This window comes from Ruegeria sp. BF7 (assembly GCF_056538605.1).
This window is the reverse complement of record NZ_JBQFTM010000003.1, coordinates 255,390-271,967: the sequence shown is the minus strand read 5'-3', so window position 1 is coordinate 271,967 and position 16,578 is coordinate 255,390. Positions and strand designations below refer to the sequence as shown.

Annotated in this window: 15 protein-coding genes and 1 tRNA gene; 4 read left to right on the top strand and 12 right to left on the bottom strand. The window is 59.7% G+C overall.

The annotated features are described in order from the left end of the window. Nucleotides 1–26: 26 nt before the first annotated feature. From ACR0IK_RS09890 to ACR0IK_RS09880, 3 genes are all read right to left on the bottom strand, one after another. Nucleotides 27–1,049, bottom strand: a complete 1,023-nt coding sequence (locus tag ACR0IK_RS09890; RefSeq protein ID WP_480591756.1) for an aspartate-semialdehyde dehydrogenase — start codon at nucleotides 1,047–1,049, stop codon at nucleotides 27–29. Between the two features lie 111 nt (nucleotides 1,050–1,160). Next, nucleotides 1,161–2,195, bottom strand: coding sequence for a glycosyltransferase family 4 protein (locus ACR0IK_RS09885; RefSeq protein WP_480641356.1), 1,035 nt, complete (start codon nucleotides 2,193–2,195; stop codon nucleotides 1,161–1,163). A 23-nt stretch (nucleotides 2,196–2,218) separates the two neighbouring features. Then, on the bottom strand, nucleotides 2,219–3,391 hold the full coding sequence (locus tag ACR0IK_RS09880) for an MFS transporter (RefSeq protein WP_480641355.1): 1,173 nt from the start codon (nucleotides 3,389–3,391) through the stop codon (nucleotides 2,219–2,221). Nucleotides 3,392–3,533: 142 nt separating this feature from the next. Here ACR0IK_RS09880 and ACR0IK_RS09875 point away from each other — a divergent pair, with 142 nt between their 5' ends. Beyond that, nucleotides 3,534–4,676 (top strand): DUF3095 domain-containing protein, encoded by a 1,143-nt coding sequence (locus tag ACR0IK_RS09875; RefSeq protein ID WP_480641354.1) that lies wholly within the window; start codon nucleotides 3,534–3,536, stop codon nucleotides 4,674–4,676. Between the two features lie 4 nt (nucleotides 4,677–4,680). On the opposite strand, the gene ACR0IK_RS09870 is transcribed toward ACR0IK_RS09875, so the two are convergent. Both ACR0IK_RS09870 and ACR0IK_RS09865 read right to left on the bottom strand, forming a co-directional pair. After that, on the bottom strand, nucleotides 4,681–5,451 hold the full coding sequence (locus tag ACR0IK_RS09870) for an HpcH/HpaI aldolase family protein (RefSeq protein WP_480641353.1): 771 nt from the start codon (nucleotides 5,449–5,451) through the stop codon (nucleotides 4,681–4,683). Nucleotides 5,452–5,461: 10 nt separating this feature from the next. Then, nucleotides 5,462–6,874, bottom strand: coding sequence for a pyridoxal phosphate-dependent decarboxylase family protein (locus ACR0IK_RS09865; protein ID WP_480641352.1), 1,413 nt, complete (start codon nucleotides 6,872–6,874; stop codon nucleotides 5,462–5,464). A 238-nt stretch (nucleotides 6,875–7,112) separates the two neighbouring features. Here ACR0IK_RS09865 and hpaR point away from each other — a divergent pair, with 238 nt between their 5' ends. Together hpaR and ACR0IK_RS09855 are read left to right on the top strand one after the other, a co-directional pair. Then, the gene (gene hpaR, locus ACR0IK_RS09860) at nucleotides 7,113–7,547 is read left to right on the top strand and encodes a homoprotocatechuate degradation operon regulator HpaR (RefSeq protein ID WP_480591726.1); all 435 of its coding nucleotides are present in this window, start codon (nucleotides 7,113–7,115) and stop codon (nucleotides 7,545–7,547) included. A 536-nt stretch (nucleotides 7,548–8,083) separates the two neighbouring features. Further along, nucleotides 8,084–8,782 carry a fumarylacetoacetate hydrolase family protein gene (locus ACR0IK_RS09855; protein ID WP_480641351.1) on the top strand — a complete coding sequence of 233 codons (699 nt, stop codon included), beginning with the start codon at nucleotides 8,084–8,086 and terminating at the stop codon, nucleotides 8,780–8,782. Nucleotides 8,783–8,785: 3 nt separating this feature from the next. Here ACR0IK_RS09855 and ACR0IK_RS09850 read toward each other — a convergent pair whose 3' ends face one another. Beyond that, nucleotides 8,786–9,994, bottom strand: coding sequence for a winged helix-turn-helix domain-containing protein (locus tag ACR0IK_RS09850; RefSeq protein ID WP_480641350.1), 1,209 nt, complete (start codon nucleotides 9,992–9,994; stop codon nucleotides 8,786–8,788). Between the two features lie 4 nt (nucleotides 9,995–9,998). Next, nucleotides 9,999–11,024 (bottom strand): LacI family DNA-binding transcriptional regulator, encoded by a 1,026-nt coding sequence (locus tag ACR0IK_RS09845; RefSeq protein ID WP_480591713.1) that lies wholly within the window; start codon nucleotides 11,022–11,024, stop codon nucleotides 9,999–10,001. 115 nt (nucleotides 11,025–11,139) lie between these two features. On the opposite strand from ACR0IK_RS09845, the gene ACR0IK_RS09840 reads away from it, so the two are divergent. After that, nucleotides 11,140–11,216, top strand: a tRNA-Arg gene (locus tag ACR0IK_RS09840). A gap of 3 nt (nucleotides 11,217–11,219) precedes the next feature. Here the strand turns inward: ACR0IK_RS09840 and ACR0IK_RS09835 are convergent. The 5 genes from ACR0IK_RS09835 to ACR0IK_RS09815 all read right to left on the bottom strand — a co-directional run bounded on the left by ACR0IK_RS09835 (nucleotide 11,220) and on the right by ACR0IK_RS09815 (nucleotide 16,450). Continuing rightward, nucleotides 11,220–12,236 (bottom strand): endonuclease/exonuclease/phosphatase family protein, encoded by a 1,017-nt coding sequence (locus ACR0IK_RS09835; RefSeq protein WP_480591706.1) that lies wholly within the window; start codon nucleotides 12,234–12,236, stop codon nucleotides 11,220–11,222. Next, nucleotides 12,233–13,279 (bottom strand): ABC transporter ATP-binding protein, encoded by a 1,047-nt coding sequence (locus ACR0IK_RS09830; protein ID WP_480591703.1) that lies wholly within the window; start codon nucleotides 13,277–13,279, stop codon nucleotides 12,233–12,235. The genes ACR0IK_RS09835 and ACR0IK_RS09830 overlap by 4 nt, the downstream gene beginning before the upstream one ends. Before the next feature lie 11 nt (nucleotides 13,280–13,290). Then, nucleotides 13,291–14,181 carry a sn-glycerol-3-phosphate ABC transporter permease UgpE gene (ugpE, locus tag ACR0IK_RS09825; RefSeq protein WP_480591700.1) on the bottom strand — a complete coding sequence of 297 codons (891 nt, stop codon included), beginning with the start codon at nucleotides 14,179–14,181 and terminating at the stop codon, nucleotides 13,291–13,293. A gap of 10 nt (nucleotides 14,182–14,191) precedes the next feature. After that, nucleotides 14,192–15,073 (bottom strand): ABC transporter permease subunit, encoded by an 882-nt coding sequence (locus tag ACR0IK_RS09820; RefSeq protein WP_480591696.1) that lies wholly within the window; start codon nucleotides 15,071–15,073, stop codon nucleotides 14,192–14,194. 72 nt (nucleotides 15,074–15,145) lie between these two features. Next, complete coding sequence (locus ACR0IK_RS09815) at nucleotides 15,146–16,450, bottom strand: extracellular solute-binding protein (protein ID WP_480641349.1); 1,305 nt, start codon at nucleotides 16,448–16,450, stop codon at nucleotides 15,146–15,148. Between the last annotated feature and the right edge of the window lie 128 nt (nucleotides 16,451–16,578).

Below are 16,578 nucleotides of genomic sequence, written 5' to 3'. Positions count from 1 at the left end.
CTTGTGGCATTTCTGTTGGAACGGGTTCAGCCCTTTTTCAGAACTTCACGACCCAGCAATTCGGCGATCTGCACTGCGTTCAGTGCAGCACCCTTGCGCAGGTTGTCCGAGACGCACCACAGGTTGATGCCGTTTTCAATGGTCGAGTCCTGACGGATGCGGCTGATGAAGGTGGCGAAATCGCCCGCACATTCGACCGGCGAGACGTAGCCGCCGGCCTCGCGCTTGTCGATCACCATGATGCCCGGTGCTTCGCGCAGGATGTCACGGGCTTCGTCTTCGTCCAGGAATTCCTCGAACTCGATGTTCACAGCCTCAGAGTGGCCAACGAAGACCGGAACGCGGACGCAGGTTGCCGTGACCTTGATCGACGGATCGACGATCTTCTTGGTTTCCACAACCATCTTCCACTCTTCCTTGGTCGAGCCGTCTTCCATGAAGACGTCAATCTGCGGAATGACGTTGAAGGCGATCTGCTTCTGGAACTTCTTCGGTTCAACCTCGGTGGTGGGGTTGTAGACCGCTTTGGTCTGATCCCACAGCTCGTCCATACCCTCTTTACCGGCGCCCGAGACCGACTGATAGGTCGACACCACAACGCGCTTGATCTTGGCGCGGTCGTGCAGGGGCTTCAACGCGACAACCATCTGCGCAGTCGAACAGTTCGGGTTGGCGATGATGTTCTTGTTCTTGTAGTCGTGGATCGCCTCAGGGTTACATTCCGGCACGATCAGCGGAATCTTCGGGTCATAGCGATAGAGCGACGAGTTATCGATCACCACGCAGCCAGCCGCTGCCGCCTTGGGGGCATACGTCTTGGTTGCGTCTGAGCCGATGGCAAACAGAGCCATGTCCCAGCCGGTGAAATCGAAGGTGTCGATGTCCTGGGTCGTCAGTGTCTTGTCGCCAAAGCTTACTTCGGTACCCAGCGAACGACGGCTTGCCAGGGCGGCAAGTTCATCGACCGGGAACTGGCGTTCCGCCAGGATGTTCAGCATTTCGCGGCCCACGTTACCCGTGGCGCCGGCGACAACGACGCGATAGCCCATTTCATGTCTCCAAAGTTAAGGACGCGCGTTCATAGCCGCGCGGCGAGAAAGAAAAAAGGGTTTTCGGGGCGATATTCCCCCAATGACGCCGATTTTACGCGGCAAGGAGCGTCAGGCGTCGTTCAGAAGCCGTTCGTAAAGCGCCACTAGGGTCTTGGCCTCGCCATATATATCGAAATTCTGCTCGACATGGGCGCGGGCGGCGATGCCGGATTGCGTCAGGGAATCGCGGTCGGTCAGCATTTCGGCGGCGGCATCAGCCAAGGCGGGGATGTCACCGGGCTCCACCACGCGGCCTAGCGACGGGTTGGTGACAATCTCGGAAAACGCGCCCACATCGGTGGCGACAACCGGCACGCCGCAAGCCATCGCCTCCAATGGGGTGAGGCCGAACCCTTCCCACCGTTGCGGGGCGATGAACAGATCCAGCACCTGATACCACTCGGCGATCTGGTCCACGGTCACCTCGGGTTTGAACAGGATACGGTCGGACAGGCCCGCCTTGGCGACCTTGTCTTTCAGTTCGGCCAGAAAGTCGGTGTGTTTCTCGGTGGCGCGGCCCATGACGATGCCGTGCACGTCTTCAAAGCGGCCACACAGGTCGATCATCGCATCAACGAAGGCGTCGGTGCCTTTCTGGTGGCGAATGCGGCCATAGCAGCCCAGCAACAGGCCTTCGGGCAGGTCCAGTTCTGCCCGAACAGCGGATTTGTCTTCGGGCGGAGTGAAATCCTGCAGGTTGATGCCATGCATGATCACCTGCGCGTCGCGCTCCAGATACCCGGCCGTCTTGCGCGAGGTGGCGACCACCGCGTCCATCTTCTCGATTAGCCATTTGGTGTAACCGGTGTGGGCCCGTTGCGAGGCGCTGGTGAAAAGCAGTTTCAGCTTCAGCCGCAGGATGTTGCGCAGGAACAGGCCCAGCAGCATCTCGGTGTTGCGGCGGGCGTGCCAGACACGCTGGGTTTTGCGCGACAGAAAGGGTAGGCGGCCCAGAGGGATATGCGGGATGTCCGATGGCAGGCCCGGCCCCGTCGCGGCGATGTCGATCCATTGAACCTGCAGCGGCACCAGCCGGGCAATCGTCGCCGTCACGCCCGAAAGCCTGCGTTTTAGATTGGGGGCAATGACGCGCGGGTCGGACATGGGTGCTCCTGACGGTTTCAGCGTCAGTCGACGCTGTCGCGGCTGAATAGGTAGATCACGCAGCCAATGGCAAGCGTGATCGCGAAAAAGCCGAATATCGCTGTGTAGGGCGCGGTCGGGCTGATGTCCACTGTGGCCGCATGGATGCGTCCCGTGACGAATTGCGCAATGCCAACGCCGCCAATGCCAAAGAGGTTCAGCAGGGTCATGCCCCGCCCCACCAGATGCGGAGCCACAAAGGCGCGGCCATGCGCCATGATGACCGGAAAGCTGGCCCCGAGGAAGCCAATCACCGCCATCAGCAGTACTGACAGCCAGACCGCGCTGTCGATCCACAGGCACAGCAGCACCAGCGCCGCCGTGCCCAGCGCATTGCCGCCGAAGATCACCCATTTCCGCGTACCCAGCATCCGGTCAAGCGGACCATAGGCAAAGGTGCCCGCAATCATCGCCGCCCCCATGATCAGCGTCGCCGTACCGATCTGGGTGGTGCTGAGTTTGAAGATATCGCTCAGATATGGCCCGGCCCACAACCCACGCGTGGCCGCCGCGGGCGCATAGGCCACCAGCATCAGCGGCAGGATCGCCCAAAGCGCGGGTTCCTTCAGCAGGTCCAGCACAGACCCCCGGTGCTCGGTCTCAACCCGTTTTGGATCGTGCACGGTGATCCAGATGCCCAGCGCAATGGCACCCGAGAACAGCGCCAGCACCCACATCGTCGCGCGCCACCCCATCAGCTCGACCGCCAGCGCGGTGGGGTAGGAGGCCACCAGATTGCCCACCGAGCCCACGCCCAGCATCACCGCCGCCAACGTCGCAAAGCGCGCGGGCGGGTATTCCCGCGCAAAGATGTAGTAAGATGCCATCAGCACCGGAGAACACCCGACACCGATCAACCCCATGGCGACAGCGACATGAAACGGTGTACTGGCCAGGGCAAACAGTGCCGCGCCGCCCGCGCCGCCGACCAGCAACAGAACTGCTGCTGTCAGGCGCGGCCCGATCTGATCCAGTGCCCAACCCACTGGCAACTGCATGGCGGCAAAAACCAGAAACCAAAGCCCCGAGGCAAAGGCCAGATCCTCGGGCGTGGCGCCGATATCGCGGCCCAGATCAACGCTCAGCACCGCCAGAAAGGCGCGAAAGAACTGGCTGAGCACATAGCCCAGGCACAAGACTACCAGACCTGCCTTCATGAACCGCCCCTTCTCCCCCAAGCTGCGCAGAAACGCTTGGCACGTCCCGGTGCGCCACACAAGCTTGTGTGTTATACTGTTTTCACCGGACAGCGTTCACATTCGGGCTATTTGTTCCGATACCCATGATCCCGAGGTGCCGATGAAAGACGCACAGGCCGCCTTTTATGACAGCCTTCCCCGACAGCGGGACTTCACCAGTTTGGCGCAACCAGCGAGGTTTACGCCCGTGCCGGGTGACTGGGCGCTGGGCGTGGCCGATATCGTCGATTCCACCGGTGAGATTGCAAGGGGTCGTTACAAAACCGTCAACATGGTGGGCGCGGCGGTGATCTCGGCAATGATAAACGCGCTGAAGGGGCAGGAGTTTCCCTATGTTTTCGGTGGCGATGGCGCCGGATTTGCGATCCCCGCAAGCGCCGTCGATACCGCCCGCACGGTGCTGGCCGAGCTGCGGCGCTGGGCCGATGAAGAGTTCTCGATCGCATTGCGCGGGGCATTGGTGCCGGTATCCGAAATCCGCTTGACGGGCCGGGACTTGCGAGTGGCGCGCTATGCGCCCTCGGACGGGGTGGATTACGCCATGTTCTCGGGCGGCGGGCTGGTCTGGGCCGAAACGCAGATGAAATCCGGTGCGTTCGAAGTGCCGCCCGCCGAACCGGGCGCACTGCCTGATCTGACCGGCCTGTCCTGCCGCTGGTCCAACAGCAAGGCGCGTCATGGGCAGATCGTTTCGCTGGTGGTGCAGCCGACGCAGAAAGCGACCGAGAGCGATTTTGCCGATCTGGCCCGGTCGGTTCTGACCGCCTCGGAACGGTTGGAGCGTGCCGGCCACCCAGTGCCGGAAAACGGCCCTCCGATCAGTTGGCCACCCCCGGATGTCGAGCTTGACGCGCGTGTTTCCCGCGCTGGGCGTAACCTGCTTGGGCAAAGGATAAAGCTGCTGGGGCAGAACTTGCTGATCGCGCTGTTGTTCAAAACCGGTAAGCGGTTGGGTGAGTTCGATCCCGGCCACTATAAACATATGGTCAGTCGGAACGCAGACTTCCGCAAGTTTGATGACGGGCTGAAGATGACACTGGATTGCGATCCGGCGACGCTCAAGCAAATCAGGATTATGCTGGAACAGGCGCGCGAACAGGGCAAGGTCCGCTATGGGTTGCACGCACAGGACGAGGCGATGATGACCTGTTTTGTGCCCTCGGCGATGCGGGACGACCATGTGCATTTCGTTGACGGGGCTTCGGGCGGTTACGCGCAGGCTGCTGCTGCAATGCAGGGTTAGCGCGCTATTTTGCCTTCCACTTAGCAGCCAGTGCCCTTGCGGCTTGCGCCAGCAGCATCACATCAATCCCAACCGCCAGAAACTGTGCACCCATCTCCAGATAAGCCTGATTGGTTTCGTCATTGGTGCCCAGAATGCCGGGCGCTTTGCCCGCGGCTTTGATCCGCACGATTGCATCGGCGATGGTGGCGCGCACCTCGGGCGCGGCGCTGTTGCCCTGAAATCCCATATCGGTGGACAGGTCCGCCGGGCCGATGAACACGCCATCGACGCCATCAACCTGCAGAATGTCGTCCAGTGCCGCCATCCCGGCGCGGTTTTCCACCTGCACCAGCAGGCAAATCTGCTCATCCGCGGTCTGAATATAGTCCGAGACCGAGCCATAACCCGTAGCCCGTGCCGCCCCGGCACCGACCCCGCGCAGGCCTACGGGCGGATATCGGCAGGCCCGCACCAACTCGCGTGCCTGTTCGACGCTGTTGACCATTGGCACCAGAATGGTCTGCGCGCCGATATCCAGCACCATCTTGATCAGTGCGGTATCGCCCACCGGCACCCGCACCACCGGGTGCGAGGGGCTGGCGGCAAGCGCCATCAGCTGATCCCGCAGCGAGCGGATGTCATTCGGCGCGTGCTCTCCGTCGATCACCAGCCAGTCGAAACCTGCGGTGCCCATGATCTCAGCCGCGACGGGTTCGGCAAAACTGCTCCAGCAGCCGATCAACTGATCTCCCTTTATTAGAGCCTGTTTAAACGAGTTATCAGGTGCAGCCATATGGGAACCTCTAGGTAAGTGAGCGGGCGATTTCGGTGATAACATCATAGGCCATGCGGACGTCATCCTCGGTGGTTTCGAACTGACCGACCTGAAAGCGGATCACCAGATCACCATCGACGCGGGTCTGGGTTAGATAGATGCGGCCATCATCGTTGATCGCGTTGATCAAACGCAAGTTCAGATCGTCCAGGTCCGTATGCCCATCGGGTATGTAGCGGAAGGTCCAGAGCGACCACATTGGCGGAGTGACGATTTGAAAACCCGGCGCAGCCGCCAGCCGGTCATGCAGGTCAATGGACCAGTTGACATGGTTGCGCAGCCTTTCGCGCAGCCCCTCCAACCCATAGGCGCGCAGCACGAACCACAGTTTTAACGCTCTGAACCGACGGCCCAGAGGCACTGACCATTCCGAATAGTTGATGATCCCGTCCTTGCCGTGCGTCTTGAGGTATTCCGGACTGATCGCCAGCGTCTGCACCAGATCGTCGGGGTTCTTCAGGAAATGCGCACAGCAATCGAACTGCACGCCCAGCCATTTATGCGGATTGAACACGATGCTGTCGGCCTGCGCGATCCCGGGCCAATAGTGGCGGTATTCCGGACAGATCATAGCTGACCCCGCCCAAGCCGCGTCAATATGGGAATACAGCCCGTATTTCTGCGCGATCTTCAGGCATTCATCCACCGGATCGGTCGCCCCGGTGCCGGTTCCCCCGACACACAGAATGACACCCGCGGGCTGTTGACCAGAGTCTAAGTCGGCTTGAATCGCCGTTTCCAGCGCCTCGGGGTCCATGCCGCGCCAGTCTCCCTTGATCGGGATGCGCACCAGATTGTCCTGTCCGACCCCGGCCACCCAGATGGCGCGATCCACCGAGGTATGTACTTCGGCCGAGCAATAGACGCGCAGTGGCTTCTGCCCGAACAAACCCTGCTGGTTTCCCTGCCAGTTCAACGCCTTTTCCCGCATGGTCAGCACCGCCGCCAGCGTCGCCGAGGAGGCTGAGTCCTGAATGACGCCGGCAAACCCTTTGGGCAGGTCCAGCGCCTGACGCAGCCAGTCCATCATCCGCGTTTCCATCTCGGTCGCGGCGGGTGAGGTCTGCCACAACATGCATTGCGGCGCGATGGCGCTGGTCAGAAACTCGGCCAAAACCGACGGAGGCGATGTGTTGGCATTGAAATAAGCAAAGAACCGGGGGTGTTGCCAATGGGTGATCCCCGGCATCACGATATCCTCGAAATCGCGGAAGATATCCTCCATCGCCTGCGCCTGTTCCGGTGGATGGGCAGGCAGGGCGTCCAGAACCTCGCCCGGTTCGGTTCGGGCGCGAACGGGCCTGTCACCCACGGTCAGGTGGTAATCCTGCGCCCATTCGGTAATTTTCTTACCCCAGTCAGTGAACTCATCCCACTTCATCGCAGACCTCATTATTGACCCGGCGCACGTCTTACATGGCCGGATTTTACTCCGCCGACAGTGATGGTCATCCGTGGCCTAAGGTCAACGATCTTTCGATCATGTAACCTTTCAATAGCCCTGAACACAGTAAATTGCGCATGACAATTCAGTGTCTATTTTGGGCTAAATCCGCATAAACACCCAGAAAAACGGATTGGCCCGTTGCAGTGCAGCCGGAATTCGGCGAGAATTTCCTATGACCAATGAAGTACCATTGACGTCACGTTCATTGCCCATTGCATTACTTCGGGCCAGAGAACGGGTCATGGGGCCCATTCGCAAGATGCTGGCGGATGTCGGTGTAACCGAACAGCAATGGCGCGTATTGCGCGTTCTGGAAGAGGAAGGCCCGCAAGAGCCGACCCATCTTGCGGACCGGGCGTGCCTGCTGTTGCCCAGCCTTACCCGCATTCTGCAAAAGCTCGAGGTCAAGGGCCTGATCCTAAGGGAAGTCCACCCCGGTGACAGGCGCAGGCAGATCGTCGACATTTCGGCAAAGGGAAAGCAGATTATCCGCGACAACATACAGGTGACCATTCATCTGGCCGAGGATTTGCGCACCAAGCTGGGCCCGGAACGGCATGAGACGCTGCTAGATCTGTTGAATGAACTGCGTGATCTGGAAACGTGACGCCTCACCTTCGAACCCCGCCGGAGAAAGGTATTATCTCCGGCGGGGCGGCCAGACGTGTACTGGATTATGTGCCTGGCCCGAGGCCGGTTGCGTCGGATAGATACCGACGGTCCGGCCTGCGCTTCAGAAAACGTGCCGGACCGAAATAACCCGGCTCTCTGACGCAAAGTCTTTGGGGGTAAAGTCTTTGGCCGTAGTTCTCTGAAGTATTCGCACCCGGTAACGCCGCGTGGTTCGCGGGATTATAGGATGTCTTCACGTCCAGACGGGTGCATGTTTACCCGCCGTACTTGTGAGCGGCGGCCAGAGCTCGCCGTACCCCGATTAGTCGGCGAAATCGCTCTGCCACTCATCAATTTAGAACTGTTCCGGTGGTTTCCAAGGCAGAACGCCTGGATTGTGACAGATATTGCTCAAGTTTTCTTGGACTGACAGTTTGTTCTGCTGCACTTGGGCATGCGCAATACCGAGAGTCTTGTCCTACCCGATAGCGGCACCAAGAAGCGGGCTGCCTGAAATAAATGGAAGCCATGATGCCAGTCACTGTGTTTTCTCTTCCCGAACCGATTGCAATTCCGGTTCAAGGGCAGCAGGCGGCGTATCCGGTGGGGCGGATCTTCTGTGTCGGACGCAACTACGCGATACACGCGGCCGAAATGGGGCACGAGGTCGATCGTGAGGCTCCGTTCTATTTCACCAAATCCGCCCCAAATGCGGTGCTGACCGGGGCGACCTTGCCGTATCCGCCGGGCACCGGGGATTTTCATCACGAGATGAAACTGACGGTGGCCCTTGGCAAACCCGTCTTCCGCGCCACCAATACGCAGGCTTGGGATGCGGTTTACGCCTATGGCTGTGCGCTGGACATGACCCGCCGCGACCTGCAAATCTGCGAGCGAAACAAGCAGCGTCGCTGGGATCTGGTCAAGGACCTTGAGGCCGGAACTGTGTTTGCGCCGCTGACTCGTGCGGCGGACTGGTCGCCGCAAGATGCCACCCGCATTCATCTGAGCGTGAATGGCGAAATCCGTCAGGATGCAAAGCTGAGCGAGCTGATCTGGAAGATTGACGAGATTATCAGCCATCTGCCCGGCTACTACCACCTGCGGCCCGGAGACCTGATCCTGACCGGCACACCTGCCGGTGTCGGCCCGGTGCAGGCTGGCGATGTGATAGACGGTGGTATTGATGGGTTGCAGCCGATCCAATTGACGCTGACGGATGCAGAATAGAACTTATTTAGGGTCTTTCAGCCAGTCTGTTTCAAATTCTACGTCATCCAGCCCGGCAAACCGGCGGACCCGGTCCAGTTCCGATTGCAGCCGCCGAGTACGGGCATCCGACCAGCGCACGGATCGTTCCGGCCACAGTGCGCTGACTTGCAGAATACCCCGGTCACGCTGCGCCTTCATATCGATGCGGCCGATCATCCGGTCGCCCTCCAGCAGAGGGAAGACATAATACCCGTAGGTCCGCTTGGCGGCAGGGACGAAGACCTCGATCCGATAGTGGAAGCCGAACAGCCGTTCGGCCCGGTTGCGGTCGCGCAGCATGGGGTCGAACGGGCTGAGAACCCGGATACGGCCCGGTGATGCGGGCAGGTCAGTCTCGGTCAGCCCTGGTCGGGCCAGCAGTTTCCGCACCTGCCCGTTGGCGCAGGTCACTTCGATTTCCTCCAAATCCCCGCTTGTTAGAGCCTGTTGGCACCAAGTTTTCGCCTCGGACACGCTGACCGTGTCCCAAAACGCCGCCAGCTCTCCGGACGTGGCAAAGCCCAGCCGGTCCAGCGCGGCATTGCACAGCCAGTCCGCGGTCGCCTCGGCATCGCAGTGCATGTTGCCCGGGCACAGATGCGTGTCGATCACCCGTTCCGTCAGGTCATAGCGTTTCTGAAACCCGTTGCGGCCAATCACCGTCAGGGCCCCCGACCGCCACAGAAACTCCAGCGCAGTTTTCGAGGGGTGCCAGTCCCACCAACCGCCCGATCCTTTCTTTTCGTCTTTGCCCACATCGGAGGACGATACCGGCCCGTGGTCGCGGATATGTTGCAGGACAGTGGCAAATTGCTGTTCAAAACCGTCGCGACGCCAGTTCTTCCAGCGAGATTTCAGCAGATCGGCATCCCGTTGAAACCGCAGGTGCCAGTGCGGATAGAACTCCATCGGAATGACCGCTGCGTCATGGGTCCAGTGTTCGAACAATGCCTTGTCGCGCTCATATAGACGTTTGAGGTTCTTCGCGCGGTAAGAAGGCCGCCGCGAAAACAGGATCATGTCATGGGCGCGGGCGACGGTGTTGATGCTGTCCAGCTGCACAAAACCCAGCCGGTGGATCAGGTCCAGCAGGTCCGCACCCTTGGCCCCACCCGAAGGCTGTTCGGCCAGCGCGTGACGGTCCATGAACAGAGCACGAGCCGCCTTGTTGTCCAGCCGTGGCAACGCCATGGCATTAGCGCCGTTTCAGAGTGTCACCAAAGCTGATCTTGGGGGTCAGGGTCACGCGGGTGTCGATCTCGGCTTCCGGATCGGCCAGTTGCCGGGCGATGATCTCAGCCGCCTTCCGTCCAATCTCCAACCGGCAGGCATCCATCGTGGCCAGCTTGCGCGGCAGGCCTTGCAGCAGCTCGACATTGTTGAACCCGGCCAGGCCGATCTGCCCCGGTATGTCGATGCCCTGTTCCAGCAGGTACAACAGTCCGCCCGCGCCAATCATGTCGTTGGAATAATAAAGGAAATCCAGATCCGGAGAGCGATCAAGCATGGCCTGTGTCATCTCACGCCCTTTGGCAAGGGCCGAACCTCCGGAATAGAACTCGCGATCCTCGATCTCGACACCGTTCTTGCCGAGAACTTCGGTGAAGCCTTCAAAACGTTTCCGCGCGCGGTGGTCCAGCGGCATCTTGGTGCCCATGAAACCGATATGTTCGTAACCCGCTTTCAGAATCGCCTCAGCCATTTCACGCCCGGCCCGGCGGTGCGAGATGCCAACCATTGCGTCCACAGGTTTGCCATCGGTATCCATGATCTCAACCACCGGAATACCTGCCGAATCCAGCATGGCACGGGCGGCCTCGGTATGCTCCAGCCCTGCGATTATCACCCCCGAAGGCCGCCACGAGAGCATCTCGTACAGGACCTTTTCTTCCTTTTCGGGCAAATAGTCGGTGACGCCGACCACGGGCTGCAATTCGGTATCTTCCAGCACCTGATTGATACCGGTCAAAACCTCGGGGAAGACCATGTTTGACAGTGACGGGATGATCACCGCGACCAGATTCACCCGGCTTGAGGCCAGCGCGCCTGCGATCTTGTTGGGTACGTATCCAAGCTCTTTCGCGGCGGCCAGAACGCGTGTGCGGGTGGCGTCGGACACGTCGCCCCGGTTTCTCAGAACCCGGCTGACCGTCATCTCTGACACTCCGGACGCTTCCGAGACATCACGAAGGGTAAGCGGGCGTTTTGTTTCTGTGGTCACGGAGGGCACCTGCACTGTTGTTTTGCCTGATGGTAGCGTGAACAGGACGCGTTTTACAACTGTTGTGCAAAACTCATGACAACCGAAAAAAACCGCGTTACAGAGGGCCTTGCGCGGCCCCGTGGCTCAACTGGATAGAGCAGCCCCCTCCTAAGGGGCAGGTTGCAGGTTCGAATCCTGCCGGGGTCGCCAGTTTCAGGCTGTTTCGTTCTGCAGGCGAATGGTGCTCCAGACGCAATCGTGGTCCGACAAGGGGGTGCCTGAGGCGGAAATAGAGGTCAGAAGCCCGCTTTCGACAGGTGCGAATCCGCGACCTGCCAGCCAGTCCAGTTTCATTTTTCGGTTCGGGTGCGGGGTGATCAGGCTTGGCCGCGTCGTGTGCCCCGGCGGGGTGAAAGCCCAGGAATAGCCGTGACCCTCGGCCAGATCGAACAGGGTTTCCTGCCGCCAGTCGAAATCGGGCGGAAGGTGGTTGCCGGTGTTCAGGTCTCCGCCGATGAGAACCGGGAGACCGGGTGCAAAAGCATCCACGGTTTGCAGCAACCGTTCAAACTGAGCATGCCGGTGCGCCGTGTCCGCGTTGCTTTCCAGATGTGTCGAGACCACGCAGACAGGGCCGCTGGCACCGGGGATCACTGCGGCGATGGCCATTCGACCGCCGACACGGGGTTGATCGGGGTCGACCGCGCCGGCCTCGGGCGTGAACCAGTGGCCGTGATCGTCCAGACGGATCAGGGCAGTGCGTTCAAACGGGACCGAAGACAGGATCGCGTTGCCGTGCCAGCCCCATTCGTTGAACGCATCGGTGCAGAAGGATCGTTCGGTCGGGCCGCCCAGGTCGAGCTCGTGAAATTCGACCCCGAAGGCGTAGACCATGCCCAGTGCGCGCGCCATCTCTTCGGTAGTGTGGCGCTGCGCGGTGCGGGCCATGCCGTAATCAACCTCAGACAACAGAACAACGTCCGGAATGATCGGTTTCAGGTGGGCGGCGGTGTCTTCGGGGAACAGACAGCGTTCCACATTCCAGGCGGCCACGGTGAATTGCGCGGGTAACTGAGTAGCCGAAGCGTCACCCCCTACCTGCAGAGCGTTCATGGCGGGCAGGCCGGACAACAGGCCCCGGTGAGCCTCAGACGTGCGTGGCGCGTCCAGAATTTCCTGACGCTGATCCGGAGTCACAGCGGGAAGAACCTTCAATATTTCAGTAATCAAAGGACTTTTCCCGTTTCCACATCGAACAGCCTAAGAGCGTCTGGCTTGAGGGTGACGCGGATCTCACCGGTTTGAACTTCGTGGTCCTTGCCGACCATCACAGTAAAGGGCTGATCCGCGATCGCGCCGTGCAAAAGGCGGTGGGCGCCCAGTTCTTCAAGAATGTCGACACGGAACGTGACGGAACCCTGATCGTCCAGTTCTACATCCTCGGGTCGGATGCCCATTGTGACGGGGCCGACATAGGCGGCGGGGGCGGGCATCAGCCCGTCATACCCGTTGATCCGGACCTGCTGTTCAGCCACCTCAGCCTCGATCAGATTCATCGGTGGTGCGCCCATGAAGGATGCAACAAAGGTCGAGGCCGGGTTGTGATAGATTTCATACGGGGTGCCGATCTGTTCGATCTGACCTGCATTCAGAACGATGATGCGATCCGCCATCGTCATCGCCTCGACCTGATCGTGGGTCACGTAGACCGCAGTGGTGCCAAGGCGGCGCTGCAGGGCCTTGATCTCGATCCGCATTTGGTTGCGCAGCTTGGCGTCGAGGTTCGACAGCGGTTCATCAAACAGGAACAATGCCGGATCGCGGACCACCGCGCGGCCCATGGCAACGCGCTGACGCTGACCGCCGGACAGTTGTGCTGGCTTGCGGTCCAGGTACTCGGTCAGGTTCAGCATCTTGGCGGCGTCTTCCACCTTGGCCGCGATTTCCGCGGCCGGTGTGCCGCGGTTCTTCAGCCCATAGCCGATATTCTTGCGCACCGTCATATGCGGGTACAGAGCATAGTTCTGGAACACCATTGCAATGTCCCGATCCGCCGGGTCCACATCGTTGACCACCCGATCGCCGATTTTCAGAGTACCTTCGGTGATATCCTCGAGCCCTGCGATCATCCGCAACAGGGTGGATTTACCGCAGCCCGAGGGGCCGACCAGAACGACGAACTCGCCATCGTGAATGGTGAAGCTGGTGCTTTCTACCGCCTTAAAGCCGTTGGGATAAACCTTGCGGATGCCCTCTAAAGAAACCTGAGCCATGCGCGTATTCCTTATTTGTCGGATTCTGTGAGGCCCTTGACGAACCAGTTCTGGAAAAAGATGACGATGGCCACAGGCGGGATCATCGCCACGATGGCCAGCGCCAAAGCCTGTCCATGTTCGGGGATCTGGCTGTCAGTATAGGACAGTACGATCTGCTTGATGCCCCGGACCAGGGTGAAGAAGCTTTCATCGGTGGTGATCAGGGTCGGCCACAGATACTGGTTCCAGCCAAAGACGAACATGATGATGAAGATCGCCGCGATCATCGTCCGGCTGAGGGGCACGAGGATGTCGATGAAGAACTTCCACGGGCCTGCACCGTCGATGCGGGCGGCCTCGGCCAGTTCCTCAGGCACGGACATGAAGAATTGACGGAAGAAGAAGGTGCCGGTCGCCGAGGCGATCAGTGGCACGATCAGGCCGGTATAGGTGTTTGTCAGGCCCAGCTTCTGAATCGCTTCGTAGGACGGCAGGATACGCACCTCGAGCGGCAGCAGCAGAGTGGTAAAGATCATCCAGAAGGCCAGCGTGGCAAAGCGGAGGCGGAAATAGACGATTGCATAGGCGGCCATCATCGAGATGATGATCTTGCCCACCGCAAAACCGATGCCCAGAATGAACGAATTCATCAGCATCAATGTGCCGTCGACCGTCTGGGTGAAGCCGCCCTTTTCAAGCATGGCAGCGTGGAAATTCTTGCCCAGATCGTCGCCCAGCGTCAGTTGCAGCCCTTCGCGGTGGATCGTCACCGCATCGTGGCTGGCTGTGGTCAGCGCCAGCAACGGCGGCAGGATCATCAGCAGGGAGCCGAGGATCAGGACGACGTGATCTCCGACTGTTTCCCAGCGAATGCGGCGGGGGCGGGTCTCGGCGGTTGTTTCAAGCGTTGTGTCAGCCATGACAAGCCCCTCAGGTATAGTGAATCCGGCGTTCAACAAGCCGGAATTGAAAGACGGTCAGGATCAGTACCAGAACCATCAGGACAACGGATTGCGCCGAGGAACCGCCAAGGTCATTACCCCGGAACCCGTCCAGATAGACCTTGTAGACCAACGTCATCGGGTTGTTGCCGGGTTCGCCCTTCATCAGCGCGTCGATGATGCCGAATGTGTCAAACAGCGCATAGGTGATGTTGATGATCAGCAGGAAGAACGCGGTCGGCGCTAGCAGGGGGAAGGTGACTTGCCAGAACCGTCCAGTGGCCGAGCGGTTGTCGATCATCGCCGCCTCGCGCACGGAACGCGGGATGGATTGCAGGCCCGACAGGAAAAAGATGAAGTTTACCGGAATCTGCTTCCAGACCGACACGATGATCATTGCGGTCGCGGTGGCGTTGTAATCGACGCCCAGTTTGAAATCCCAGCCGAACATCTGGAAGAACTTGGTCATCGGGCCGGTGCTCTGGTCGAAAAACAGGATGCCAAGGAAGCCCGCGACCGGCGGCGCAATGGCGTAGACCCACATCAGCAGCGTCCGATAGGTCTTGGCCCCGCGCAGCACTTTGTCGGCCTTCACCGCCAGCAACAGCGCGATGGCCAGCGAGAAAAAGGTGACCAAGACAGAAAAGACAACGGTGAACCATGCGATGCGCTTGTACTGATCATTGCCCATAAGCGAGGTGTAGTTGTCTGCCCCGACAAAGGTCGATCCGAACCCGAACGGGTCCTGCAGAAAGAACGATGATTGCAGCGCCCAGCCCGCGGGCCAGTAGAAGAAGATGCCGATGATCATCAATTGTGGCAGCAGCAGCGCCACAGGTAGCCAGATATTGTCGAAGCCCGCGCGTTTCATGACCCGTCCGTTCAGAATAGAAGTGATGGCCGCGCCGAGAAGACGCGACCACCCTGGGGGTGATCCCGGGGCTTAACCCTGGGTCTTGGCGAAGCGGGCCAGCAGTTCGTTGGCTTCCTCTTCGATGGTTTTGAAAGCGGTTTCCACGTCGGTTTCACCAGTCAGGATACGGCCATATTCGCGGTTCATGATGTCGCGGATCTGGACGTAGAAGCCCATGCGGTATCCCTTGGTGTTCTCGCCGGCTTTGTCCTGCAGCTGGTTCACACCAACTTCGGCGGCCGGGAAACGGTCATAGTGGCCTTCTGTTTTGGCAAGCTCATAGGCGGCCTCGGTGATCGGTACGTAACCGGTTTCCTGATGCCAGAAGTATTGGGTTTCGGGCGCGGTGAGGAAGCGGAAGAATTCGGCCGTCGCCTTGTTTTCCTCGTCCGACTTGCCCGACATCGCGAACAGGGCAGCACCACCAATGAAGGTTTGGGTCGGCTCAGCTGTCACGGCTTCCCAATAGGGCAGTTCAACTGCGCTGAATTCGAAGCCAAGGTCTTTCTGCAGCAGACCGCCAAACGAACCCGACGAGCCCAGCCACATGGCAACTTTGCCTTCTTCGAACGGCTTGGCGTTGTCACCCCAACCGGTGCCGTACCATTCGAACAGGCCGTTGTCTTTCCACTCGTTCACGGCAGTGAAATGTGCCTTGATCGCATCGTTATTGACCAGAATCTGTGTGTCGGTACCGTCATAGCCGTTGTTGTTGGTTGCAAACGGCAGGTCATGACGCGACATGAAGTTCTCGGTAAAGATCCACGGCAGGTGTGACTGGCTGAGCGCAATGTAGCCCGCTTCTTTCAGTGCCGGAGCGGTGGTCGATTGGAACTCTTCCCAGGTTTTCGGCGGCGTCACGCCTGCAGCTTCCAGCGCGTCGACGTTGTAATACAAAATCGGCGTCGAAGAGTTGAAAGGCATGCCGATCATTTTACCATCGCTGTCGGCGTAGAAGTAGCGAACACCAGCGATGTAGTCGTTGATATCAAAATCAACGCCGTTATCGGCCAGCAGGTCCTGAACCGGAACGGTCGCGCCTTTGGCGGCGATCACGGTGGCAGCACCGGCGTCGAAAACCTGCATGATGTTTGGCTGTTCTCCGGCGCGGAAGGCCGCAATACCTGCGGTCAGCGTCTCTTCGTAGCTGCCTTTGTAGATCGGAGTGATTTTGTATTCGTCCTGTGAAGCATTGAACTTCTCGGCAACCTTGTTGACGGTTTCCCCCAACTGTCCGCCATGGGCGTGCCACCAGGTGATTTCGGTTTCTGCAAAGGCCGCAGTCGCGGTGAACGCGAGTGCTGCGGCTGTTGCGCAAAACTTCAGGTTGGTCATTTCGATCCTCCGGTTCGATTTCGGCCCCTTGCAGCAAAGAGACCGGTGGCAACAGATGCCAGGTTGTTGCGCAGGCTCTCCTGCAGCGTTGTTCAACGTGCAGCCCTCCGACCTGCATGGCGAGCCGT